This is a genomic window from Aquiflexum lacus (assembly GCF_015476655.1).
Taxonomy (GTDB): domain Bacteria; phylum Bacteroidota; class Bacteroidia; order Cytophagales; family Cyclobacteriaceae; genus Aquiflexum; species Aquiflexum lacus.
Map to the genome: position 1 here is coordinate 1 of NZ_JABFHF010000008.1, position 24,032 is coordinate 24,032.

At 35.2% G+C, this 24,032-nt stretch carries 8 protein-coding genes; 5 read left to right on the plus strand and 3 right to left on the minus strand.

Features of this window, described 5'->3' with window-relative positions; all coding sequences use genetic code 11:
* From HMJ38_RS09125 to HMJ38_RS09145, 5 genes are all read left to right on the plus strand, one after another.
* Window positions 1-473, plus strand: a 473-nt coding sequence (locus HMJ38_RS09125; protein ID WP_194974084.1) for a T9SS type A sorting domain-containing protein, incomplete at its 5' end; no start/stop codon positions are given.
* Between the two features lie 117 nt (window positions 474-590).
* The gene (locus HMJ38_RS09130; RefSeq protein WP_194974085.1) at window positions 591-2,009 is read left to right on the plus strand and encodes a pectate lyase family protein; all 1,419 of its coding nucleotides are present in this window, start codon (window positions 591-593) and stop codon (window positions 2,007-2,009) included.
* A gap of 742 nt (window positions 2,010-2,751) precedes the next feature.
* Window positions 2,752-9,348 (plus strand): Ig-like domain-containing protein, encoded by a 6,597-nt coding sequence (locus tag HMJ38_RS09135; RefSeq protein ID WP_194974086.1) that lies wholly within the window; start codon window positions 2,752-2,754, stop codon window positions 9,346-9,348.
* 655 nt (window positions 9,349-10,003) lie between these two features.
* Window positions 10,004-15,496: a LamG-like jellyroll fold domain-containing protein gene (locus HMJ38_RS09140; protein WP_194974087.1), complete on the plus strand. Its 5,493-nt coding sequence runs from the start codon at window positions 10,004-10,006 to the stop codon at window positions 15,494-15,496.
* Window positions 15,497-16,379: 883 nt separating this feature from the next.
* Complete coding sequence (locus HMJ38_RS09145) at window positions 16,380-18,080, plus strand: hypothetical protein (RefSeq protein ID WP_194974088.1); 1,701 nt, start codon at window positions 16,380-16,382, stop codon at window positions 18,078-18,080.
* 640 nt (window positions 18,081-18,720) lie between these two features.
* On the opposite strand, the gene HMJ38_RS09150 is transcribed toward HMJ38_RS09145, so the two are convergent.
* The 3 genes from HMJ38_RS09150 to HMJ38_RS09160 all read right to left on the minus strand — a co-directional run bounded on the left by HMJ38_RS09150 (window position 18,721) and on the right by HMJ38_RS09160 (window position 24,030).
* Window positions 18,721-19,998 carry a hypothetical protein gene (locus tag HMJ38_RS09150; RefSeq protein ID WP_194974089.1) on the minus strand — a complete coding sequence of 426 codons (1,278 nt, stop codon included), beginning with the start codon at window positions 19,996-19,998 and terminating at the stop codon, window positions 18,721-18,723.
* A gap of 12 nt (window positions 19,999-20,010) precedes the next feature.
* Window positions 20,011-21,537, minus strand: a complete 1,527-nt coding sequence (locus HMJ38_RS09155; protein ID WP_194974090.1) for an MATE family efflux transporter — start codon at window positions 21,535-21,537, stop codon at window positions 20,011-20,013.
* Window positions 21,538-21,618: 81 nt separating this feature from the next.
* Window positions 21,619-24,030, minus strand: coding sequence for a GumC family protein (locus tag HMJ38_RS09160; protein WP_228779979.1), 2,412 nt, complete (start codon window positions 24,028-24,030; stop codon window positions 21,619-21,621).
* Window positions 24,031-24,032 lie beyond the last annotated feature (2 nt).

The window sequence follows — 24,032 nt, forward strand, 5'->3', positions numbered from 1 at the left end:
CTTCCGCAGGTGATCTGGTCATCGGGGCCATCGGAACAGTACAGCGGTTCAAAGGAGCCATTGACGACCTCAGGCTTTACGGCAGGGCACTGGACGTATCGGAAATAACCGATCTTTATAGTAATGAGACAAATGTCTTGAGAAAATCAGAAGGTTCTGCCAAAGGGCAAATCACTGACGAAGCTCAGTTGTCGGTAGAAGATCCTGAAATTGATACCCTATTCGGCTTCAAAATATATCCGAACCCGGTCGAAGACCGACTCCATATTCAGTTGAACAGCAGGGAGGAAACCACTGTTGAGGTTGTGGTGTATGATATGATGGGCAGGCAGTATCTCAATAGGTCGGTAGTGCCGGATAACGGAGAGATTGTTCTCGATCTTGCACCTTTAAGGATGTCTGCTGGCACATATCTATTAATCTTGGATGAGGGACAGGGAAGATTAAAGCAGATCAAGTTTATCAAGAAATAATTTTCTTATTAAATTGATTTTGAAAACCACCAAAAAGATTTCCTTTTTTTGGTGGTTTTCTTGACTAAATTAATAAAAAAATGCATTTTCTATTAAAAGTTCATAGCTAATCTAAAAATGAATGTATTATTTACTTTTATCTTTTGGTCTCTATTTGGTCTTTTTTCAAATTTTAATTCAAATAGTGGATTCTTTAAAGAGGACTTAATTCCTGCGTTCCCAGGAGCAGAAGGATTTGGAAAATATACTTCTGGAGGCCGTGGAGGTCGGATCTTAAAAGTCACTAACTTAAATGATAGTGGCCCCGGTAGCTTCAGGGAAGCTATAAATACAAAAGGTCCAAGGACAATTTTATTCGATGTTTCAGGGACAATTGAACTTAAAAGTACAATTAGAATAAGACAACCATATCTTACCATCGCAGGTCAAACAGCACCAGGTAATGGAATTACTATTTCTAATTTTCAAGTCTTTTTAGAGACTAATGAAATAATTATTCGTTTTTTAAGATTTCGCCTAGGTGAAAATAATTCAGAAAAGGCTTTCGATGCCATGGATGCTAAATATTGTAGAAACATTATTATTGATCATTGTTCATTCTCGTGGGGACTGGATGAAACAGCAAGCTTTCTCTTTAATAAAAACTTCACTTTGCAATGGAGCATTATTTCAGAAGCTCTAAACGTTTCTTTATGGACAAATATAGAAAGAGGAGACAGGGGCTATGGTTCACTAGCTGGAGGAAACAATGTGTCATTCCATCATAACCTCTATGCCCATAACAATCATAGAAATCCCAGATTCGCAGATCCTGGTGTATTAAGATCAGGTCAATCGCTGGAAGATTTTTTTGGAATAATTGATTTTAGAAATAACATAATTTACAATTGGGGCGGAAGCCCAACGCAAGGTGGCGCTGAAAGTAAAATAAATTTTATCAATAATTATTTCAAAAATGGACCTGCAACAAATTGTAAGTTTGGAAACCACCTTTTTTTTCTTGCAGAAAGGACAGCATCTTTTGGATATGGTTATTTCTTTATTAATGGAAATATAGTAGAGGGATATGAGGATGTTAACAAAGACAATTGGAAAGGGGTAATCGCCAGACAAGGTACCATTGAAGATTGGAAGAGAATGCAAATGAATGTCCCATTCGATTCAGATGTTTATCAGTTTGAAAATTCAGCCGAAGAGTCATTCCGATTAGTATTGGAAAAAAGTGGATCAAGCCTGTCAAGGGATATTATTGATAAAAGAATTGTTGAGGAAACAAAATCAGGCACCTATACTTTCAAAGGTTCAAGAGGAAGCTTAAACGGAATTATCGATAGTCAAAATGATGTTGGCGGCTGGCCACAACTAAAATCCCTTCCAGCAACAAAAGATTCCGACAAAGATGGCATTCCAGATATTTGGGAAATTGAAAATGGACTCGATCCCAATCTCAGGGATGACCGTTTTTTTGATCTGCATCCCCATTATACCAATTTAGAAGTTTATCTCAATAGTTTGGTGGATCATATTATCAAATAGAGTATTGAAAAGGCAAGATCCCAAACAAAATGAATTTTCTATATTTTAAAGGAGATTCAAATTTTGTAAACTCCGTGATGCAAGCTTATTTGGTTCTTTTGAGTTTCCTTCTGACGTTGTATTGACAGAGATTAGAGATAACTACAAGGCTTGCCTTCAACTTTTAGACTTCAGAATTGAATTTATAATCTCTATTTTGACAACTTGAACCCTAATTGAGAATATGGGGATTCCTTATTACATAACAATGACAAAATTTCGACGCGTCATGCAGAACGGACAGAAAGCCTTTCCTGCCCAATCCCAATAAATATTGTCATATCGGGATTCGGGGCATCTCCTGAGGTATTTGGAGATTCTTCTCCGCGATTATTGGGATTAGAAAAGTACGGCTATGATTGACCCAGAACCCGACGTCATTTCCCATTCTGTAAATTTTAATTTTCACTACCCGGAATGAAGGAGTTAGGAATATGCTATATTCGATTGAAAACTACTTATTCAGGTTATTTTTTATTTACATAAATTTGTCTGACTTGCCTTGAATTTTGGTTTGTATAACAAAGTTTTGGAATAAGAAAAAACAATCCTCAAAATTGAATTGATTTAAAAAATCATCACCCATACCTGAGCGCTTAATCACCCAATTCAAGCTTTCAGAAAAATCAATTGCGCTGACTTTTCAAGTCACACTGAAACCTGCATCCCATATTTGATAATATGAGGTAAAACACCTGTACCTATGAGATTGACATTAGTGATTTTAATTTGGTTCGCGAACTTCATATCAATAACAAATTCCTTTGGGCAAAATCAAACTATACCTGCATTTCCAGGTGCTGAGGGATTTGGAAAATATACTACAGGAGGTCGAGGTGGAAAAGTTCTGAAAGTTACGAACTTAAACGATAGCGGAATGGGAAGTCTTAGGGAAGCAATAGGAACTGAAGGACCTAGGATTATTATTTTCGAAGTTTCTGGAAATATTGAACTCAAAAGCCAATTGAGAGTTACAAAGCCAAACCTTACTATTGCAGGTCAAACAGCACCTGGAGACGGAATCACAATCACAAATTATAAGGTAGTCCTTGAAACAAACAATATCATATTAAGATATTTGAGATTCAGACTTGGAGAAAATAATTTAGAAGATGCATATGATGCAATTGACGGAAAATATTGTGAAAATTTAATTATTGATCATTGTTCATTCTCGTGGGGACTGGATGAAACAGCAAGCTTTCTCTTTAATAAAAACTTCACTTTGCAATGGAGCATTATTTCAGAAGCTCTAAACGTTTCTTTATGGACAAATATAGAAAGAGGAGACAGGGGCTATGGTTCACTAGCTGGAGGAAACAATGTGTCATTCCATCATAACCTCTATGCCCATAACAATCATAGAAATCCCAGATTCGCAGATCCTGGTGTATTAAGATCAGGTCAATCGCTGGAAGATTTTTTTGGAATAATTGATTTTAGAAATAACATAATTTACAATTGGGGCGGAAGCCCAACGCAAGGTGGCGCTGAAAGTAAAATAAATTTTATCAATAATTATTTCAAAAATGGACCTGCAACAAATTGTAAGTTTGGAAACCACCTTTTTTTTCTTGCAGAAAGGACAGCATCTTTTGGATATGGTTATTTCTTTATTAATGGAAATATAGTAGAGGGATATGAGGATGTTAACAAAGACAATTGGAAAGGGGTAATCGCCAGACAAGGTACCATTGAAGATTGGAAGAGAATGCAAATGAATGTCCCATTCGATTCAGATGTTTATCAGTTTGAAAATTCAGCCGAAGAGTCATTCCGATTAGTATTGGAAAAAAGTGGATCAAGCCTGTCAAGGGATATTATTGATAAAAGAATTGTTGAGGAAACAAAATCAGGCACCTATACTTTCAAAGGTTCAAGAGGAAGCTTAAACGGAATTATCGATAGTCAAAATGATGTTGGCGGCTGGCCACAACTAAAATCCCTTCCAGCAACAAAAGATTCCGATAGAGACGGTATGCCCGATGAATGGGAAATTGCCAATGGTTTGGACCCCAATACAGCGGATGACAGTCTCTATTCCTTAAGTCAGGAATATACCAATATTGAAGTCTATATCAATAGTTTGGTAGCGCATATCGTTGATTTGGAAACAACATCCATCGTGGATGTTTCCGGGATTGTCTTAGACCCAAAAGAACTCTCTTTGCAAACAGGTAAGACACATCAAATCAAAGCAAACATCTCACCTTCCAATGCTACAGATAAAACTGTAACCTGGACTTCTTCCAATCCTGATATTGCCACTGTAAATTCAAATGGATTGATAACTGGAATCAGACCCGGAACTTCAACCATCACTGCAAAAACGAAAGATGGTGATTTTACGAGTAGTTCCACGATAACTGTCATTGAATCGGACAAGGCATTGGCAATTGAAAGTTTTACCTTGGTTGATGGCGGAAAAAATACAGCATTACAACCCCTGAGCCAAGGAGACAAGTTAGATTATGATCAGGTAAAAAACATCAGTTTGAATTTTAGGGCAAATCCAAATACTACCGATATTGGCAGTGTTTGGATTTCTTTGGAAGGACCTGTCAATTCCTCAAGGACTGATAATGGTTTTACTTTTGATTTATTGAATAATTCAGGTCTGACTTTACCGCTAGGGAACTATAAACTGACAGCCATCCCCTATTCAGAACAAAACAAAGGCGGGATAAAAGGTACAGAAAAGGTTATTGAATTTTCAATTGTAGAACAGGTAGAAGATCAGACTATAAAAGTGGAAAGTTTTACAGTTATTGATGCTTCTGACAATAGCGATTTTTTTGAATTGTATGAGGGGATGAAAATTGATTCAGAATTGATTCAGGGTTTGAACCTGAATTTTCGGGCAAATACAAATCCCCTTACGTTGGGCAGTGTTCATTTGTCAATAGTTGGACCAATTAATCATTCAAAAACCGAAAATGAATCACCCTATGCCCTATTTGGGGATAGTAATGGGGATTATTTTGGCAAGTCATTACCCATTGGTGAATATACCCTAGCAGCTACTCCCTATACAGCGTCCAATAAAAGTGGGACAGTAGGTGAAACACTGTCCATAAAATTCTCTGTAACTGAACCTGAACAAATAATTGTTCCTGAAAAACCGATACTAATATCCCCGATTGATAAATCAAAAGATTTGGCAAATACCATAGATCTTCAATGGAATGTAATTGATAATGCAGAATCCTATCGCATCCAAATTTCTCAGGTTTCTGACTTTAGTACTATTTTTATCAATCAGGATGGATTAGGTTCCAATCAGATTCAAATCAAAAATTTAAAGGCCGGAACCCAATATTATTGGAGGGTAAGGGCTTCCAATGAAGCCGGCAACAGCACATGGTCGGCCATTTGGTCTTTTGAAACTAAGGCGATTACCAATATCGTGTTGGTGACAGGTATTTCACTAACGCCTTCAGAGACTACCCTCGAAATCGGAAGGCAATTGCAGCTTAAAGCATTTATCTCCCCCGCTGATGCAAGCAACAAAAATATTTTATGGACCACTTCAGACCCAAATGTGGCAACTGTTGATAATCAGGGCATGGTCAGTGCTTTACAAACAGGAAAGGTCAGCATAACTGCAAAGACGGAAGAAGGTGGACATGATGGCATTGCTGCCATTGACATTTACGACCCTAGAGAAAATTATAAGGCTGAAAGCTTCTATTTGGTTGACGCAGCATCAAACACCGAAAAGGAAGAAATTGTAGATGGAAGCACATTGGAATATGAGAAAATTAAAGACTTACTTTTAAATTTCAGGGTCAAGATCAACCCCAATGAAGTTGGGAGCGTATTTATTTCCTTGGAAGGGCCTATCAATTCCTCAAGAGTTGATAATGGATATACTTATGACCTCTTAGGTTCCAATGGTCTTGCTTTATCACTTGGTCAATATACCTTGACTGCTATCCCCTATTCAGAAAGAAACAGAGAGGGTGTAGCAGGAATTAAGACCTCCATTTCCTTCTCGGTAGAACCGCCTAAAAGTATTCCTGTCAGTGGTATTACAATCAACCCCGAAAATGTTACTTTGGAAAAAGGAGAATCTTTACAGTTTACTGCGACAATATCTCCTACTGATGCTGATAATAAAAATGTAATTTGGTCCTCTTCAGATCCACTCTTAGCCTCAATCAATGAGGATGGCCTTGTCACTGCCATCAAACTCGGCACAGTCACTATAACTGCTAAATCCCAAGATGGTGATATCAAGGCAACTGCCAGTCTTGTGGTGACTGATGCTGAACAAAATCTCGGTATAGCGGGCTTTACCTTGATCAATGCAGATACCGATAAAGATATGTTTACTTTAACAAATGGTTCTGAATTGGACATCAATCAGATGGGGGATATTAATTTGACCATCAGAGTCAATACCAATCCGCCAACAGTTGGAAGTGTTCATATTGTCTTAACAGGTCCGATCAATGATACAAGAATTGAACATGGACTTCCCTATGAATTGTTTGGTTATGATAACGGAAATTATTTTGGAAAGAAGTTTCCCTTAGGAGAATATACCCTTCAGGCAACACCTTACTCCGATAAAGATCTGACTGGAACAGAAGGGATAAACGAAACAATTAAATTTTCGGTTGTTGAACCAAAACTTGAAAATGCTCCAGTTACACCTATATTGACAAGTCCGATCAATCTCTCAAAGGATTTAGAAAATAACCTGAATTTTCAATGGAGTGAAATTGAAAATGCTCAAAGCTACGCCATACAGATTTCTGAAGACCCTGAATTTACCAGTCTATTTTTAAACCAAGAAGCGGTGACGACCAATCAGGTTGATGTGGACGGTCTTATTTCAGGAACCGAATATTTCTGGAGAGTTAGCGCCTCTAATCCGACAGGAGTAAGTGAATGGTCAGAAACCTGGTCCTTAACCATTAAAAAAGAACCCGTTGATGAGATCATTAAAGTGACAGGGATTTCTGTCAGTCCTGCCACTGTCAATCTACTAATCGGCGAATCCTTTCAATTGAACGGTAAAATTGAACCCACAAACGCGTCAAACAAAACAGTGATTTGGCTCTCTTCTGATACTGAAATTGCAACAGTTACACCAAATGGATTGGTGACTGCAATTGCGACAGGAAATGTAAGCATATCCGTCATTACAGAAGATGGATATTATTCAGACAACGCGATCATCAATGTTTCCGATCCGAATCAGGCTTTAGGCATCTCAGGCTTCACACTGATCAATGCAACCTCCAATACCGATATATTGACCCTTACTAACGGTGCGGTACTCGATATCAAAGAGATACGGGATTTGGATCTGAACATCCGTATCAATACCAACCCTTCCACCGTTGGCAGTGTGGTCATGTCTTTATCAGGTCCTTTAAATGAAAATAAAACTGAAAATTCCGCTCCCTATGCCCTATTTGGCCATAGTAATGGCAATTACAATGGTGAAAAATTTATTTTGGGGAAATATATTTTAACGGCTACCCCTTATTCCGGTCCGGATCAGACTTTGGTGAAGGGAAATCCAAGTACCATAGAATTTACGGTTATTGAGAGAGCTGCTGAACAATTACCTGATCAACCTATTTTAATTAGCCCTGATAATTCCGTAACCGGATTGGAAAATTCCCTAATCATGCAGTGGCAGGAAACAAAGCACGCGACAAGCTATACCATTCAAGTCTCTGAAAAATCTGATTTCAGTGATTTATTCCTGGAAAAAGGTCAACTTACCGAGACACAAAATCAGGTTGATGGATTAAGTTCCAGCACACAATATTATTGGAGGGTCAAAGCCCATAATAGTACAGGTGAAAGCAGCTGGTCAGATACCTGGTCTTTTACTACAAAAGAAAAAATAAAAGCCCCGAATGCTCCTGATCTATTGGGACCTGAAAATTTAAGCCAGAATTTGACCGGCACCATCACGCTGAAGTGGACCAAACCGGAAAATGCAGAGGTATATCGAGTTCAAATCGCCAAAGACCAGGATTTTGTCAGAAAACAATTTGATTTATATAATGTACCCACTGAATCCTTTGATATCGATAATCTTGAGGCAGGAACCACTTTCTATTGGCGGGTCAATGCCTCAAATGAAGGTGGAAGCAGTGCGTTTTCTGAAACATGGAAATTTGAAACTTTAAATGGTCCCGATGCTCCTAATTTAATTGGCCCAACAAATGGTCAATCAGATATGGATACCAATGTACAGTTGGAATGGGAGACTGTAGTTGGGGCGGATTCATACAGACTGCAAGTGTCCGATTCTAAAGATTTTTCTCAGCGAATCGTAGATCAGGCCAATATCAGCGAAAACCTGTTCGGGCTTGAAAAGTTGGAAGAGGGTAAAACCTACTATTGGAGAGTGAGGTCCATCAATAAAGCAGGTAACAGTGACTATTCCGAGGTTTGGAGCTTTACCACCAAAGTCTCCCTATTGGCACCAACAGCTCCGCAATTGGTAAGTCCTATACAATCCGCCATATTGAATGCGGCACGGGTGGATTTTGAATGGAAATCAGTGAATACTGCTGAAAAATATCAGATTCAGGTTTCTAAATATTCCAATTTCAGTCAAGCGATTGTGTTCAATAACAATGCGGTGACCACTACTACCATCAACATCACAACACTGGAACCTGATCAGGTTTATTTCTGGAGAGTGAGGGCGATCAATGCTGCAGGTTCAAGTCCCTACTCCGCTGTATGGCTTTTCAAAACAGAACCTTTGCCCAACTTAGATAACCCCCTATTGATCAGTCCGGCGGATGGCATGCTGATTGATACCATTTCTGTAGCATTTGAATGGGATATGGTAAGTGAAGCAGAAGATTATCAGTTGGAAGTGTCCAAAGACAGTACCTTCCAAGAAGCTCTCATGCAATTCAAAAACCTGAAGCAAACCGAATTTACTTTGGATAGTCTGGAACGGGGTGAAAAATACTTTTGGAGGGTACAGGCTTTTGGAAAAAGGCCGAGTAGTCAATCTGAAACCTGGAGTTTTGAGATCGTGGAGGACCAAAGTATTCTCAATCCATCACCTATTGAGGTAAAAACCTATCCAAATCCGTTTGAAGATGTATTGCATCTGGATTTTTCTAAAAAAATTGAAGGTGAGGTAAATATTACAATTTCGGATAATAAAGGCAATATTGTATTTGAGGCACAAGTGATGAACATCAATGAGAGCTTGACCTTGGAAATCCCTCATGGCTGGAAAAAAGGATTATATATTCTGAAAATTCATGCCTTTGGGTTATTGGAAACTAAAAAGATTATTAAGAATTGATGGGAGCGTTCAGGGAGACGGAAGTAGGGAGATTGGAAGGAGGAAGGATAAAGGTTGACTCCTTCATCCCGAGTGGAGAAAATTGGCATTTACTGAATGGAAAATGACATTAAATCGGGCTGCAGACCTCTCTCCACGATAGCTATCGGGATCGAGGTGACAAGGAAAAGTTATCTATAGTCTTGAATGCATTTTACAGTTCAAAGGTATAAATCTCCAATTCTGTCATTGGTAATTTGCGGATCGCTGGCCTATTGTTGTCCGAACCTTGTAGCTTTGTGACGCTGAGTAATAGCGTTTGTAACGCTACTGGTTTAAGGAGGAAACAAAGGTTGCTGAAAAACACCATACTAATAAACTTGCCCTCCATTTCAAGAAGAAGATCAATATTTCGATTGAAACTCTCCTTGCCATACAGGAAAGAGTAATAGACATGGAGTCAAAACCTCATGAAATGCAAAAAACAAACTTAGAATTTTAATATAAAAACTACCCAATCTCAATTATAATTCACCTCTCTTCACATATTATTTAAAATTCCCAAAAAAATAATGTCTGAATCACAAATAGGCAAAGTATTTGCTTATAAAAAAAAATCCTGAAAAAAGGATTGAAAATCAATTTATAAGCCTTAGTTATTTCTAACATGTTAAATTTGAATAAGTCCTTATTTAGGACCGTTAACCTCATTTTAATATTTTTTATTTCTCTTATCTTCAATTTAAAAGCCCAAAACTATCCTTTATCGGACTTTGACCCGAATCATCAGCAGGTAATTGCCTTCCCTGGTGCAGAAGGTTTTGGAAAATATGCCACTGGTGGAAGGGGAGGACAGGTACTTAAAGTGACCAATTTAAATGACGATGGCCCGGGAAGTCTCCGGGCTGCAGTCCAAACACCTGGAGCTAGGACTATTATTTTTGAAGTTTCTGGGAATATTAATTTAACTAGGCCAATTTCAGTTAAATACCCAAATGTAACAATTGCAGGCCAGACCGCACCAGGAGATGGTATTACCATAACTAATTATAAATTTATAATTAATTCAAATAATACGATATTAAGGTATATTCGATTCAGGTTGGGCGATAAATTTTTTATTGAAGATAATGATGCTCTGGAAGTGAGAAAATGCGAAAACGTAATCATTGATCACTGTTCACTATCTTGGGGTACAGATGAAACAGGATCTTTTTATGGAGTGAAAAATTTTACTCTTCAATGGTCTATTTTATCAGAAGGTCTAAATAAAACTAAGGCATATGGCGGAATATGGGGGGGGAACAAAGCGTCATATCACCATAATCTGTTCGCCCATTTTTCTGATAGAAATCCCCTCTTTGATCATCCTGGTTTATTTCAAAACCAGGAAGAAATTGACGAATATAGAGGAATTGTGGATTTCCAAAATAATGTGATTTATAATTGGGGAAATCGTGGTAGTATAGGTGGATCTGGAGGAACATTTAATTATCAAAATAATTACCTCAAGCCAGGACCAGCCACTATTGATAAGGTTGCATTTTTAAGACCAAGTAGTAATTCTCCAGATAAATATGGTAAATTCTTCATTTTAGGAAATTATTTTGATGGAAACAGTAAGATTACCAATGATAATTGGGATGGTGTTAGATTAGAAAATGGACAATTGACTGAATCTTATTTACATACTCTTAAATTATCTTCTCCACTTCCCAATCAAGTTTATGAGCAAGTTCATTCAGCCGAAAGTGCTTATGAAAAAGTATTAGAATCATCAGGTGCAAACTTAGTTAGAGATATAGTTGATCTTAGAATAATCAATGAGACTTTAGTTGGAACCTATACTTTTAATGGTTCTAATGGTTCGAAATATGGAATTATTGACAGTCAAAAGGATGTTGGGGGATGGCCTATACTAAAAAGCCTTGCTGCACCTTCTGACACAGACGGTGATGGTATTCCCAATAATTGGGAAATTGCCAATGGCTTGGACCCTAATATCCCAAATGACAAAGAATTCAATTTAAGCCCTTACTATACAGATATAGAAGTCTATGTTAATAGTATAGTTCAGGATTTAATAAACAAACAAAACCCCGGAGTTCCTATTAAAGTTAGTCCTACATTACCTAAAAACAATGAAACAGTTAGTCCTGTGGATATTTCCTTTGCTTGGCAACCATTAAGCAACGCTCAAGCTTATCGATTGCAGATTTCCAAAAACTCTGATTTCAGTAGCAATGTGATTACCATTAACAATATTAAAAACTATAGTTTGGTCTATCCTGAATTGGATGCCAATAGCACGTTTTTTTGGCGGATAAGGGCCAGCAATACCTCCGGGAATGGTCAATATTCCGCAGTACTTAGCTTCAAGACGGGCAACACGAACACAGTTCCAGGAAGGACCATTTTACTTTCCCCAGAAACACAAAAAGAGGGAGTTGGCCTCAGTCCGATTTTCAAATGGGCAAAAGTCCCCAATGCAGATTCCTATCGCTTGCAGGTATCAATAGCCTCCGACTTTTCTTCCTATGTCATCAACCAAAGTAATATTGAATTAACAGAATACCAGTCTATAAAATTACAAGAAAACAAAACTTATTATTGGCGTGTGAGGGCTTCAAATGCCATAGGAAATGGCAGCAATTCACTTTCAGGTAGTTTTAAAACCCTTAGCAATTCCAATACTCCAAAAGCTATAATCCCAGTTAGTCCGTTGAATAATGTATTAATCAGTCCGTTATTGATTCATTTAAATTGGGTTGAAGAGCCAAGTGCGGAAACCTATCAAATTCAGGTAGCGACAGACTCTAATTTTAACAATAGAATATACACAAATAGCGACTTAACAGAATCCCCTTTAGTCATTCCAAATTTGGATTCAAATAAAACATATTATTGGCGTATAAGGGGTAGGAACCGTTCTGGCGCAGGAATATATTCCTCGATCAACACTTTTAAAACCTCAAGCTATCCTTCTCCACCCGAGCAGGTTGAAATTATAAGTCCTGAAAATGATATTAATGTATTCGATACTAAAATATCTTTCCTTTGGAAAGAAGAACCGATTGCACAAAGTTACCGATTGCAACTCTCTACCTCTTCCAATTTCAATTCTTTTGTTAGCAATATTGGCAACCTTAAAAATACTACCTACACAATATCCAACCTTTCCTCTAACACACAATATTTCTGGAGAGTAATTGCTTCCAATGAGGCAGGGGATGCCCCTGCCTCCGAAATCCGAAAAGTCAGGACGGCTACATATTCAGGTCCGCCTCCTGCTACCAATTTGATTAGTCCAGTCAATCAGGCCGTTGTAGGGGCAACATCAATTGTATTTGATTGGGAAAATCAGCCAAATACAGAAACTTATCGATTGGAAATTTCTGAAAAAAGTGATTTTTCTTCATATGCCTTTCTTAATACTTCCATAAGGGGAACTTCTTTTGAGGTGAGAAATTTAAATGCGAACAAAACATATTTCTGGAGAGTAAGGACTGCAAATCCTGATGGCAGAGGAGAGCGAACTGAAACTTGGAGTTTCAAGACAATTGAAAAAGATCTAGACCTTTACCCACCTAGCCTTCTCAATCCTCAAAAAGCCAGTAATTTCTCCAATAATGAAATTTCATTTTCTTGGGAGTCTGTTGGAAATGCAACTGAATATCATCTTCAGATTTCAGAATTGACAAACTTTTCTACTATTTCTTATCAAAATGAAAATATTACAGGAACGAAAATATCGCTTAATTCGCTTTCAACTGAAAAAGCTTATTTTTGGAGAGTTCGAGCTAAATCCGATAATATTTTTTCCGCTTGGTCGGATTCATGGAATTTCAGTATCGGATCTGATAATATTTTGCTTAAAAGTGGCTTGGTAGGCTATTGGCCAATGGAAGAAGGAGGTGGAAACCAAATGATTGATCAGTCGGGAAATAAAAATAATGCCACGATTCAAAATACATCCGATGTCATTTGGGTCAATGGAAAGTCAGGAAAAGCGATTAGTTTAAATGGAAACACAGGAAGATTTGGTGTGATTCAGCATAATTCGACCTTTAACATACCAAGTGCTATTACCTTGGCTGGATGGGTAAAGCCAAAGGAGATAAAAAGAGGCACGATATTTTATAAAAGTGCAGGAAATGGTTTTGAATTTTGGTTTGACAATGACGGATATATTGAATTTAGACTTAACCGTAGTAACAATGGCACAAAGTATAGACTTAGAAGCAATTTTAATTATAGTGAATATACTGGGAAATGGATACATGTAGCAGCTACTTTTGATGGCAGCAACAGTAAAATTTTCATTAATGGAATGGAAGATGCCTCTGAAACTTATCAACCATTTAACATTGGCACCACTTCAGGAGTGTTGGTGATAGGTGCATCGGGAAGTATACAAAGGTGGACTGGAGAAATGGACGACCTTAGGTTATACAATAGGTCCTTGACCGAAAACGAAATCCTTAAATTAACTGGAGAAACTACGCCTTCTGTGCCATCAGCCCCATCTACACCATCCGAGAATCTCCTAGCATATTATAAAATGGATGAAGGGGGAGGAAATAAGATAATAGATCACTCGGGCTATAGCCATGATGCCATTATCCAAAACACTGGAGGAGTAGAATGGAAAACCGGAAAGTCAGGTCAAGCCATCAGTTTGAACGGTTTTTCTGGAAGATATGGATTAACCCCTCACAATAATAGTTTAGAATTGCCAAATCAACTCACTTTAACGGCATGGGTTAAACCAAGTATGGTAAATCGAGGGACAATTTTTCACAAATCTGATGGCAATGGTTTTGAACTATGGTTAGATAAGGATGGGAAAATTGAATTTCGCTTAAATAGAGGTAATAATGCTTCAGATTATCGTTTGAGGTCAAATTTTGATTATAGTAGTTGGGTTGGAAAATGGATTCATGTGGCCGCAACTTTTGATGGGAAGAACAGCAAAATCTTTATTAATGGGCAAGAAGATATTTCTGAAAGTTATGAACCATTTGGCATAGGCACTTCTTCTGGTGATTTAGTTATAGGTGCTCTGGGAACTATCCAAAGATGGCAGGGAGAATTGGATGAATTGCGCATTTATGACGTGGCTTTAAATTTATCTGATATCCAAGAAATTATGGATATTGATTCGAATCCAAGTCCAGTACCAATTGATGATAGCATAGTTGGATATTGGACAATGGAAGAGGGTTCAGGATCTAATTTGCTTGACCAAACTAAAAATTCGAACCACGCTAAATTGCAGACTATAGAAGGAATTGAATGGATTGACGGAGTATTAGGTAAAGCAATTGATTTTAAGGGTCAAAGTGGGGAATTTGCCATTGCACCACATAATTCAAGTCTAGAATTTGGTTTTGGCTTAAGTATTTCTGCTTGGGTTAAACCTAGTGTTGTAGGCAGGAATACAATTATGAGTAAATCGGCTGGTAAAGGATTTGAGCTTTGGCTAGACAAAGATGGTTTTATTGAATTCAGACTCAACAGATCTTTAGATGGGCCAAAATATAAATTGAAATCCTCTTTCAACTATCAAAATTTTATAAATAGTTGGTTTCATGTCGCTGCAACCTTTGATGGAAATACAGCCAGAATTTTCATAAATGGGCTTGAAGATGCTTCTAGTAACTTTGGTAAAGTAGACTTTGGAACACAATCCGGAGAATTGGTAATCGGTGCTATGGGTACTATTCAAAGATTTTCAGGAGGAATGGATGAATTAATTTTATTTAAAAAAGCCTTGCAAAGTAGCGAAATCTTGGACTTAGCCCAGGTAGGTACAGCATTCCGCATAATAGGAACACCTTCTAAAAATGTCAATGAATTGGAATTGTCAGTTGACCCTAATAAAGAAGTAAATACCGATCTAACAAAAAAGGAAGTCGAAGAGAAAGCCAAGCTTTACCCCAATCCCGTTACTAATGAATTAAATGTAGCGTCACTTTGGGTGGAAGAAGGAAAAGTTCAGGTTTATATTTACGATATAAAAGGATCTAATCTATTGGAAGGTGAGGCCCTAATTTGGCGACATTCTGTTAACATAGAAATTGAAGCTTTAAACTTGAAGCCAGGTAATTATCTGTTGGTTCTTCAGGATAATTTGTCAAGACAAGTTTTCCGATTTATAAAAAAGTAATAGGTTTATTCACTTTATTTTGCAGATCGAGTTTTGTAAAGTAGAAGTTCTTATAGTGTTAAAACTCCATATTTTGGGCAATGTACTGAAAATAGTTAGTGACTTTCATTTGAAAATTGGTTAATATGTACCGCTGTCTTGAAGAGGAATCGGGCTCTCGTGGAGACCAACTTTCAAGCAATAATGGCATTGCATAGAAGAAAAAAGCGGGGCTTGTTTTTAGATCGTCCCTACTTTTTTTTTTATGGTTATGGCTTGGAACAATCATTTTTTATAAATGAAAACTCCAAAAAGAACAATGTCTCACTGAGCATACATGGAAAAAACCCTTATACTGTAATTCTGAATATTGAACATCCGTGATTTTTCATTGCATTTAGTTGGACTATCATCAAAAGACAGGATCGGGAACTTGGCTCACTTTGCAATTATTCACCTAACAAGGTACTCCGATAAAACCTTTCTTTGTGAAATATGAACTGGTCTACATTTCTTGTAGGAATTAATGATTCATTCAAATACGGAAGCGATGTCAAGACTTAGGTCATATAGATATCTTGATTTCAGACTTTATTTCATTCAGTAGAATGAAAGACATTCTCAAAAACTGTTTTATTTAATAGTTTAATAATTGGTGTAACATTTACAATAATACTGCAAAATATTTTCGCAAATTTTATTGAATTTCACAAAGAGATCAAAGCTGTTGTAAATGGGAGTTATTATATAGAACCTGATGAAATTGGGGAAAAGGGTTTTTGGATTATACATTGGGTTTGGACCTATAAGACAGAATCAGCATAATTTTAGACTGAAAAAAATAATTCAAAAACATTTCGGAGTATTATTATCTTTGTTTAGGTAAAAAAATAAATCATATTTTATGTCAAAAATAATTTGGGTTTGTTCCAAAACAAAATTGGAGAGCCAGGTAGAATTTAAATTAAAATCAATCATAGAGTTTATCACACCAGATAACATAAATCCAAATAATCCTCACATTAAAGTTGATGACAGCGTAGCTTATGGCATTTTAAACCCAAAAAGTAACATTAAATATCACATGAACAGCGTTGCTTTGGGAGCAATAAGTTGGCCTGATACAAATTGGCATCAGCCCTTAAATAAGAAACCAGATGGGTCCTATGCTATTTTTAGAGATAATAAAAATTATTCTGAAATAATTACGGATGCTACAGGTTCTAGAACTATTTGGTATTACTTTAATGAAGATAATTTAGTTGTTGGAACTTCTCAGTTTTCGATTATTAAATATTTGGGAGATTTTGAATTTAATCAAAATGTAATTCCTTGGATGTTGAGTACAGGTACCTTAGGTCCAGATTATTCATGGGATAAAAGAATTAATAAAATACCCCCGGATTCTTCTCTTATACTTGATAAAAGAACATGGGAAATTGAATTAAAATCAAATCCAATTGAATTTAAAGTTGAAGACCAATCTGAAGAATTCTTTGAAAAAGAATTAATAAAGAGTTTAGATGATACAATAAAATCTTTTCATATTGATTACAATAAGTGGGTATTACCATTATCAGGAGGATACGACAGCAGAGGAATTCTATATTTATTAATAAAAAATGGAATCCAATCAATCAAAACAGTTACTTGGGGACTTCCTGATTCATCTTTTGATCCAAAGTCAGATGCCTTTGTAGCAAAAAAATTAGCTGAAAAATATCAGGTTGATAATCAATTTTATCCGGTCTCTTTTTCAAATGAACCTATAGAAAAAATCGTTACAAGATTTATTAGAAATGGAGAAGGAAGAATTGATCACCTAGGAGGATATTTAGATGGTTTTAAAATTTGGAAGGACTTACACGAAAAGGGTTATGAAGGAACAGTTAGAGGAGATCAAAATTTCGGATGGAAAAAGGTGTCGTCTGAAAAAGATGTAATAGAACTTGCAGGAATCCTCTTTTTAGAGGACTTTTCAAATATTTCAAAATATGATTTTAAAAACCAAAACATACAACAAAATCTTCCAATTTATTTAATTAAGAGAAAAGGCGAAACTTTATCACAATATAAAGATAGAATCATTATAGAGTTTAGACTACAGTCCATGAAATCTGCTTTATCTGATTTAAAATTTGCATATTTAGAACAAATAACCCCTTTGTTAACAAAAAATATCCTAGATAAAGTTAAAAAACATCCAGATCACTTGAGAGAAGGAAAATATTTATGGAAAAAAATTATAAATAAATTTGATAAAAAAATAGATATTTCAAATTTTGATTCGATTGCAACTTTCAGTGATATTTACAGGTCCAAAAGTATGGTAAAGTTCTTAAGGAATAAACTTTTAGAGTATAAAGATAATGAATTGTTTGAAATTAAATTTATTGAAAAAGTTAACAACAATCTAAAAGAAAATAACGAGCCCATTAATTTTAAAGAAAAAATTACACTAAAAAAAATTATCAAAAGGTTAATACCTTCTTCTTTCTTATCTCTTGGTAAAGAGAAATTTAAAATCAAAAAACAAATAGACTATAATAGAATTGCAATGAGAATAGTTATAATTATTACCATAAATAAATTATTCAAAAATTAAATTTAATTTTTGAATTTGCAATCATATTATTTTAATCTTTAAGGTGCTGCGGCATGACTGAAATGAGTTTCTTAACCAACCCGAAATTAATATGTCACTGGTGTTGAGATAGGCCTTCAAGAACATGAGTGCGAACACACCTTTGCCACCAAACCAGCTAGGGGTACCTGTTCCCGAGCGTTCTTCGGGAAGGCAGGAAACCAGGTCATCCCAAGGGATGGAATCATGTATCTGGCAACCAACAATGAATTCTTGAAAAAATGATACCTTGCCTATCGAAAAGGCAGGTTTTGGAAAAAATCCGTCGAAGTCTTTGAAAAGAGGAGACTGAATAATAGCTTTAAATTTTATTTAAGTCTGAAGCCTTAAAATAGAAAAAAGAAAACCCCGGAAAAAGCTCAAAACAGCCAAATCCGGAGTTTTTGTATTATGTTTTTGTAAGTTATTAACTGACAATTAGAATCTTAAGGGATTCGCAAGAAGCCCGCTTTAATTTGATCGAAATTCTGAATAGTTATATGCAATAGTATCAATTCAAAGGGAGATTATTCGAAATTTATTCAATACTCCTCTTTATATTTTAATTTAAGACCTAAACTAAACATTGATTTTTTCGAAGGTTTACTTTTTTCAGCCTTTTTCATGAATTTAATAAATGATTTTCTTTAATGTAATTAGAATTATGTCTAGGATGGTAAAAGAATTTTTTATTTTTTGAAAAAGGAATAAATAAAACAAAATAAATAATTAGGGAACTTGCTGTGTTTGTAAACCTGCCACTTCCAAAGAAAACTGCAAAAACCAAAAAAACAAATAGAAATTGAATAAAATCTTTTTTAGCCTTTAACCTAAACCAAACAGTTATAAACGCATATCCAACCATCATTGTATAAAGCAGCAAACCTAGTAAGCCGCTTGAATGTATAAGGACCATTAAATCGGTATGTAAAGGACGGTGACCAAAAATTCCCTTTCCATAGTTTTGACCTCCAAATTGAAAAAGTTTATACCCAAACCAAGGTGAATAGTCATAATGAACAAATAAATCTTTATACACAAGACCTAATTCTTGGTATCTTAATTCACTTTCAATATCTCTATTTTCAAGGTTTCTTAATTCATATCTTTCCCAAAAAACATCTAAAAATCCCGTAGAAAATACAACTAAAATTAGGACAACACTTAGGGATAAAATTAATATAAACATTTTCCTTATATTTTGGAAAGACATAAATTCATAGATACAAATTATAGATCCCAAAATAGAAAGAGCCATTACAGTCCTTCTAAAAGTAAGAATAGTGATAAATATGGTAATTAAATACACTAAAAGATAAAACAAATTTTTATCTCTTAGTGCTTTTCTGAAAACTATAAAAATAGCGAGCGGTAAAACATGAAAATCCGAATGAACAATATTTCCGTATAAAACACCACTGTTTATACCATACATTTGGTTAGGGTTATAATTGTAAAAAGTTGAAAAAAGGGAATTTGTACAAAAGATTAGTAAAACTAATATTGAAGCATTTGCAAGTTCATCGAAAACAACACTTTCAGAGTAATTTTTATAAATCTCAGGAATAATTCCAATCATTAAGAATAGCGTAATAGAACCAAAAAGATAAGGTCTAATCTTCTCAAAATCATCAGTATTTAAAAGTAATATAATGAAATAGAAAGAAATTAGAATTGTAAAGAAATTTTTCTTGACAAAGGTCAAATTATAAAACATGAAATAAAAAACAGTGAGAGTTATTATTAAATAGTTTACAGAAGCCGGTAAGGTCGAGGTGATTACGCTCCTAGAAAACAAAAATGGCAAAAAATAAACAACAGAAAGTTGTTTTTTCTTAACTATCATGAATAGAAAAAAAAAGACAATTAAAATTTCTATAGCCAAGAAGTATAATTTCATAAAAACATTGATTTATTCTTTAATTTTGAAAAATTTTAATTTTGATACAGAATCCCAAAGTATTACTCTTTGATACTTTCTAAGACCAAAGATCCAATAGACTAAAAATAAAATGACACAAGATAATCCTCCAAATAAGACCAAATATATCCATGAATTTATTTCTATATAATCTTGAATGTATGCACCAACACCAAAAGCAATTACGATAAAAAGTGATTGTCTTACGTTATCTAATTTAATTAAAGGTGAATTATCATTAATTTTTCTTTTCAATATTATTGGATAACCAATAGATAAAACCATTCGACCAATTAGAAAGCTAATACAAAATCCAACAATACCATAATCTCTAACTAATACAAACGCTAATAAAATAGAAATTCCTGAAGCAAAAAGAGTTATAAAAACTTTTCTTTTTAAATCTAAAGTAACATTTATTATTACGCTAGAAGTATAAAAAAATATATATTGAACAGTTAAAAACAGTATTAATAGATTCTCAAGATTCCCAGCATAATTTTCAGATCCTACCCAAAGAAATAAAAATGATCTATTGAATAAAATTATTGAACCTCCTATAGCAAATGTAAACAAATATATTATCGAATTAATTAACTTCGTCGAGTCAATGATTTTTTGATATTCCTCTTTTCCATAAAAACTCCCCAGTCCTGGAATCACACCCGATATAACATTATCAACTATTCCTTTCATTGCACTTGATGTAAACATTGTAAGTACGTAAAATGTGACAATCTCAGGTCCTGCTAAAAATCCAAGAATAACTTTTTCACTATGTAGAAGAGCCATGTTAGCAATTTTCGAAAGAAAAAACCAACCGCTTAACTTTCCGTATGATCTGATTTTTAAAAAACTAGTTTCCCCAAATCCAAACCAAGGGACATTCTTCTTTACTATCCAATAAAATGCTAGACTTGTAAATATACCTGAAATGACTTGCACAATTGCTAGTTCTATTAATCCATATCCTAATAATATTATGGATACTTTTAATCCACCACTAAAAACAATAATAAAAGACCTGACCCCAATTCCTTTAAAACCTAAGTTCATTCCTCTTAGGATTGATTCGAACAAATCATTAGCTTTGTAACTTATCATACCAAGAATCATGATTGAGGCTGTAATCCTAACAAGTTGGTGATATTGTTCATCAATTTTTGCTATAGATGGAGCATACCAAGCCAATGCTCCACCTGCAACCAGTACAATTGGTAGGACCAATAACATAATTGCCAAGCCTGTTGTAACTTCACTCCTTAACTCCTCTTCAGAGGCAATATTTCGTTTCCGCGCTATAGTCCATTTTAATACCTGGGATCTTGTGTCTGCAATATTAGCATATCCTGTCAATTCCAATAAAATTTGATAAACTCCATAAAAAGTACTACCTAAGCCTTTTACAATAAATGGACTAACAAAAAATCCAGTCAATTGCCTGGCACCATGATCCAGAATACTAGTCACAGAATTTAAATAGGCTCTCTGTTTATGATTTTCTTTTTTTACATTCATTTAATTCTTATCAAAACAAAAATTCACTTATTTATTATGGAGTAATTTTAAAGAGGAAACAGTAGTCTATAAAAATTCAACCTACATAGCTGCCTTATCTCTTCCTAAAAAGCCGAACTTTTTTTTCTTTTTACTTTCCTCATAGTAGCCATAATCAAATCCTTTATAAGTCAATTCCTTGGCGGGAACATCATTTAATATGGCATAAACATTGTGAATACCTCTCTTCTTTTTCATGGCATTTAATTCCTCAATAAAAGAGTTTTCACTAAAGTTATACCTTAATACATAGGCAATTAAGTCAACATGCTTAATTACTTCCAATGACTGAGAGATCAAACCAACTGGAGGGGTGTCTAAAATAATCACATCATACATCTTTTTTAACTCCTCTAATAAAACAACGAATCTCTGTGAAGCCAATAGGTCTGATGGATTTGGAGGCACAGCGCCTGCTAAAACTACATCGAATGATGCGAATTTGGAAGATTGAATAATATCAAAAGCTGAATTTACCTGTTGACTTAAATAATTAGAAAGTCCCACTTTCTTTTCCAATTTGAAATCCTTAAAGGAATAGGGTTTAAACATATCACAACTGATAAGAATGGTCTTTTTATTGTTCATCGAATAGATAGAAGCCAAATTAATCGCTGTAAATGTTTTTCCTTCACCTGAAAGGGTTGAAGAAACTGCTATGGTCAACTGCCTTTCCAAAGGAACAACAAAAGAAATATTTGTCTTCAATGCCCTAAAAGACTCAGCAATTGCGGATCTGGGTTCATTGATTACAACTAGAGCATTATCCAATTTGCTTTGAGGTATTTTGGCGATTAGGGGCATTGATAGTACCTCCTCCAATTCTTTCGGGTCTTTAATGCGATTATCGGTTAACACAATAACAGTAATAATAGCAACCGGTAATATAAATCCCAGGGCAAAGAATATCACATAAACAACTGTTTGTTTAACTTTAATGGGAGTTGCTCCCGACCTGGCATATTCTACTATTTTATTGGAAGAAAAACTGGAAGCCATAGTGATAGCTGCTTCTGCCCTACGCTGCTGCAAGTAGTTGTAAATGGATTCATTTAGATTTCTACCTCTTTCTATTCTGACCAAACTCTGTTCCGTTGAAGGCAATTGACTAAATTGTCTTTCAATGCTATTAATCCTTGTCTCAAAGTCATTAATACGCATTTGAGCATTATTGGAAAGGTTTTTTAGATATTCCAAAATAGAAGAGGACGTGTCTTGGATTTTTCTAGAAAGTTCCCTGACCCTAGGTGAGGCTTCTGTTTGTGAAACCAACAAATTAGAGCGATCAGATTGCAAACTTATTAAATTACTGATTAAATCATTCAGTGTTGGATCTGATATACCTAATCCGGCAGGAGCGATAATCTGTTCAAAATTGCCTCTTTGTAAATAATTTTTCAATTCCTCAAAATAATCTTTATTAAAACGCTCCTTTGATAGCTCTGCTTCCAAACTGGTGATTTGTTGAAATACCGTATTGCTTTCAGCAGCTACATCGTATGTCCTATTGCTGCTACGGAATGCTTGCAGGTTATCCTCAAAGTAACTTAGGGTGTCATAAACTCCTGCAATTTGGGAATCAATAAAATCAACGGTCCTTCTAGACATCCTGTTCTTTTCCTCTAATTCCATATCTAAAAACACTTCCATCAAAGTGTTAAGATAATCGGCACCTTTTTGAGGATGAGATGTATTAAGAGCTAAGCCCAAAACAGTTGAATTATTTTCAGTAGGAAAAACCTGAAAGTTATCTCCCGTATACTCCGATAAAAGTGACCCTTTTGGTCTTAATAAAATCAAACTTTCACCCACAGGAATATTTTTAATCAAAGTAACCTTGATTTTTAACCAGGGAAGTTGTGAGAAGTCTTTAAAATTTCCTTTATAGGTAGTATCTCCATCCATCTCAATTTCTTCATAAGAAGAACCGGGAACATAATGCATATAATTTTTTTCGGGAAAACTCACTGAATATGTACTATCATTTTCCCAACTGATCTTGATTTTTCCTTCCAAAATTTGTGAGTGTTCCCAATCCACCTGCACATGGATTGGAGCGCTTTTATATAATTCTGTGTCAGTAAATAATCCCGGCTCAAAGTAATCCACATTTAAATCTAACCTTGATAAAGCTCTTTCGGCAACAGGTCGAGACTTTAAAAATATTGCTTGATTAACAACCCACTGATCTGACTTCCCAGAAATAGATTTGGTTAGGCCTGTTAAATTTAAAATACCATTGTTATTTTCATCTTCTTTAATAAAAAACTTGGCACTTACCTGATAAAAAGGAGGCGTTGTTTTATTTACAAAAAAAGCAATTCCCACAAAAATAATAATTGAAACTAAAATATAAGGCCAAAATTTGAAGTATTTGAACAAAAATTTTATAGGATCAAATTGTGTTTCCTTTTCTTGAGGATTAAAATCCATATTGTTTGGCGTGATTTCCATAC

Excerpts from the sequence above, each read along its gene's own strand:
- HMJ38_RS09130 (WP_194974085.1), top strand. The coding sequence starts at position 591 with ATGAATGTATTATTTACTTTTATCTTTTGGTCTCTATTTGGTCTTTTT.
- HMJ38_RS09135 (WP_194974086.1), top strand. The coding sequence starts at position 2,752 with ATGAGATTGACATTAGTGATTTTAATTTGGTTCGCGAACTTCATATCA.
- HMJ38_RS09145 (WP_194974088.1), top strand. The coding sequence starts at position 16,380 with ATGTCAAAAATAATTTGGGTTTGTTCCAAAACAAAATTGGAGAGCCAG.
- HMJ38_RS09150 (WP_194974089.1), bottom strand. The coding sequence starts at position 19,998 with ATGAAATTATACTTCTTGGCTATAGAAATTTTAATTGTCTTTTTTTTT.
- HMJ38_RS09155 (WP_194974090.1), bottom strand. The coding sequence starts at position 21,537 with ATGAATGTAAAAAAAGAAAATCATAAACAGAGAGCCTATTTAAATTCT.
- HMJ38_RS09160 (WP_228779979.1), bottom strand. The coding sequence starts at position 24,030 with ATGGAAATCACGCCAAACAATATGGATTTTAATCCTCAAGAAAAGGAA.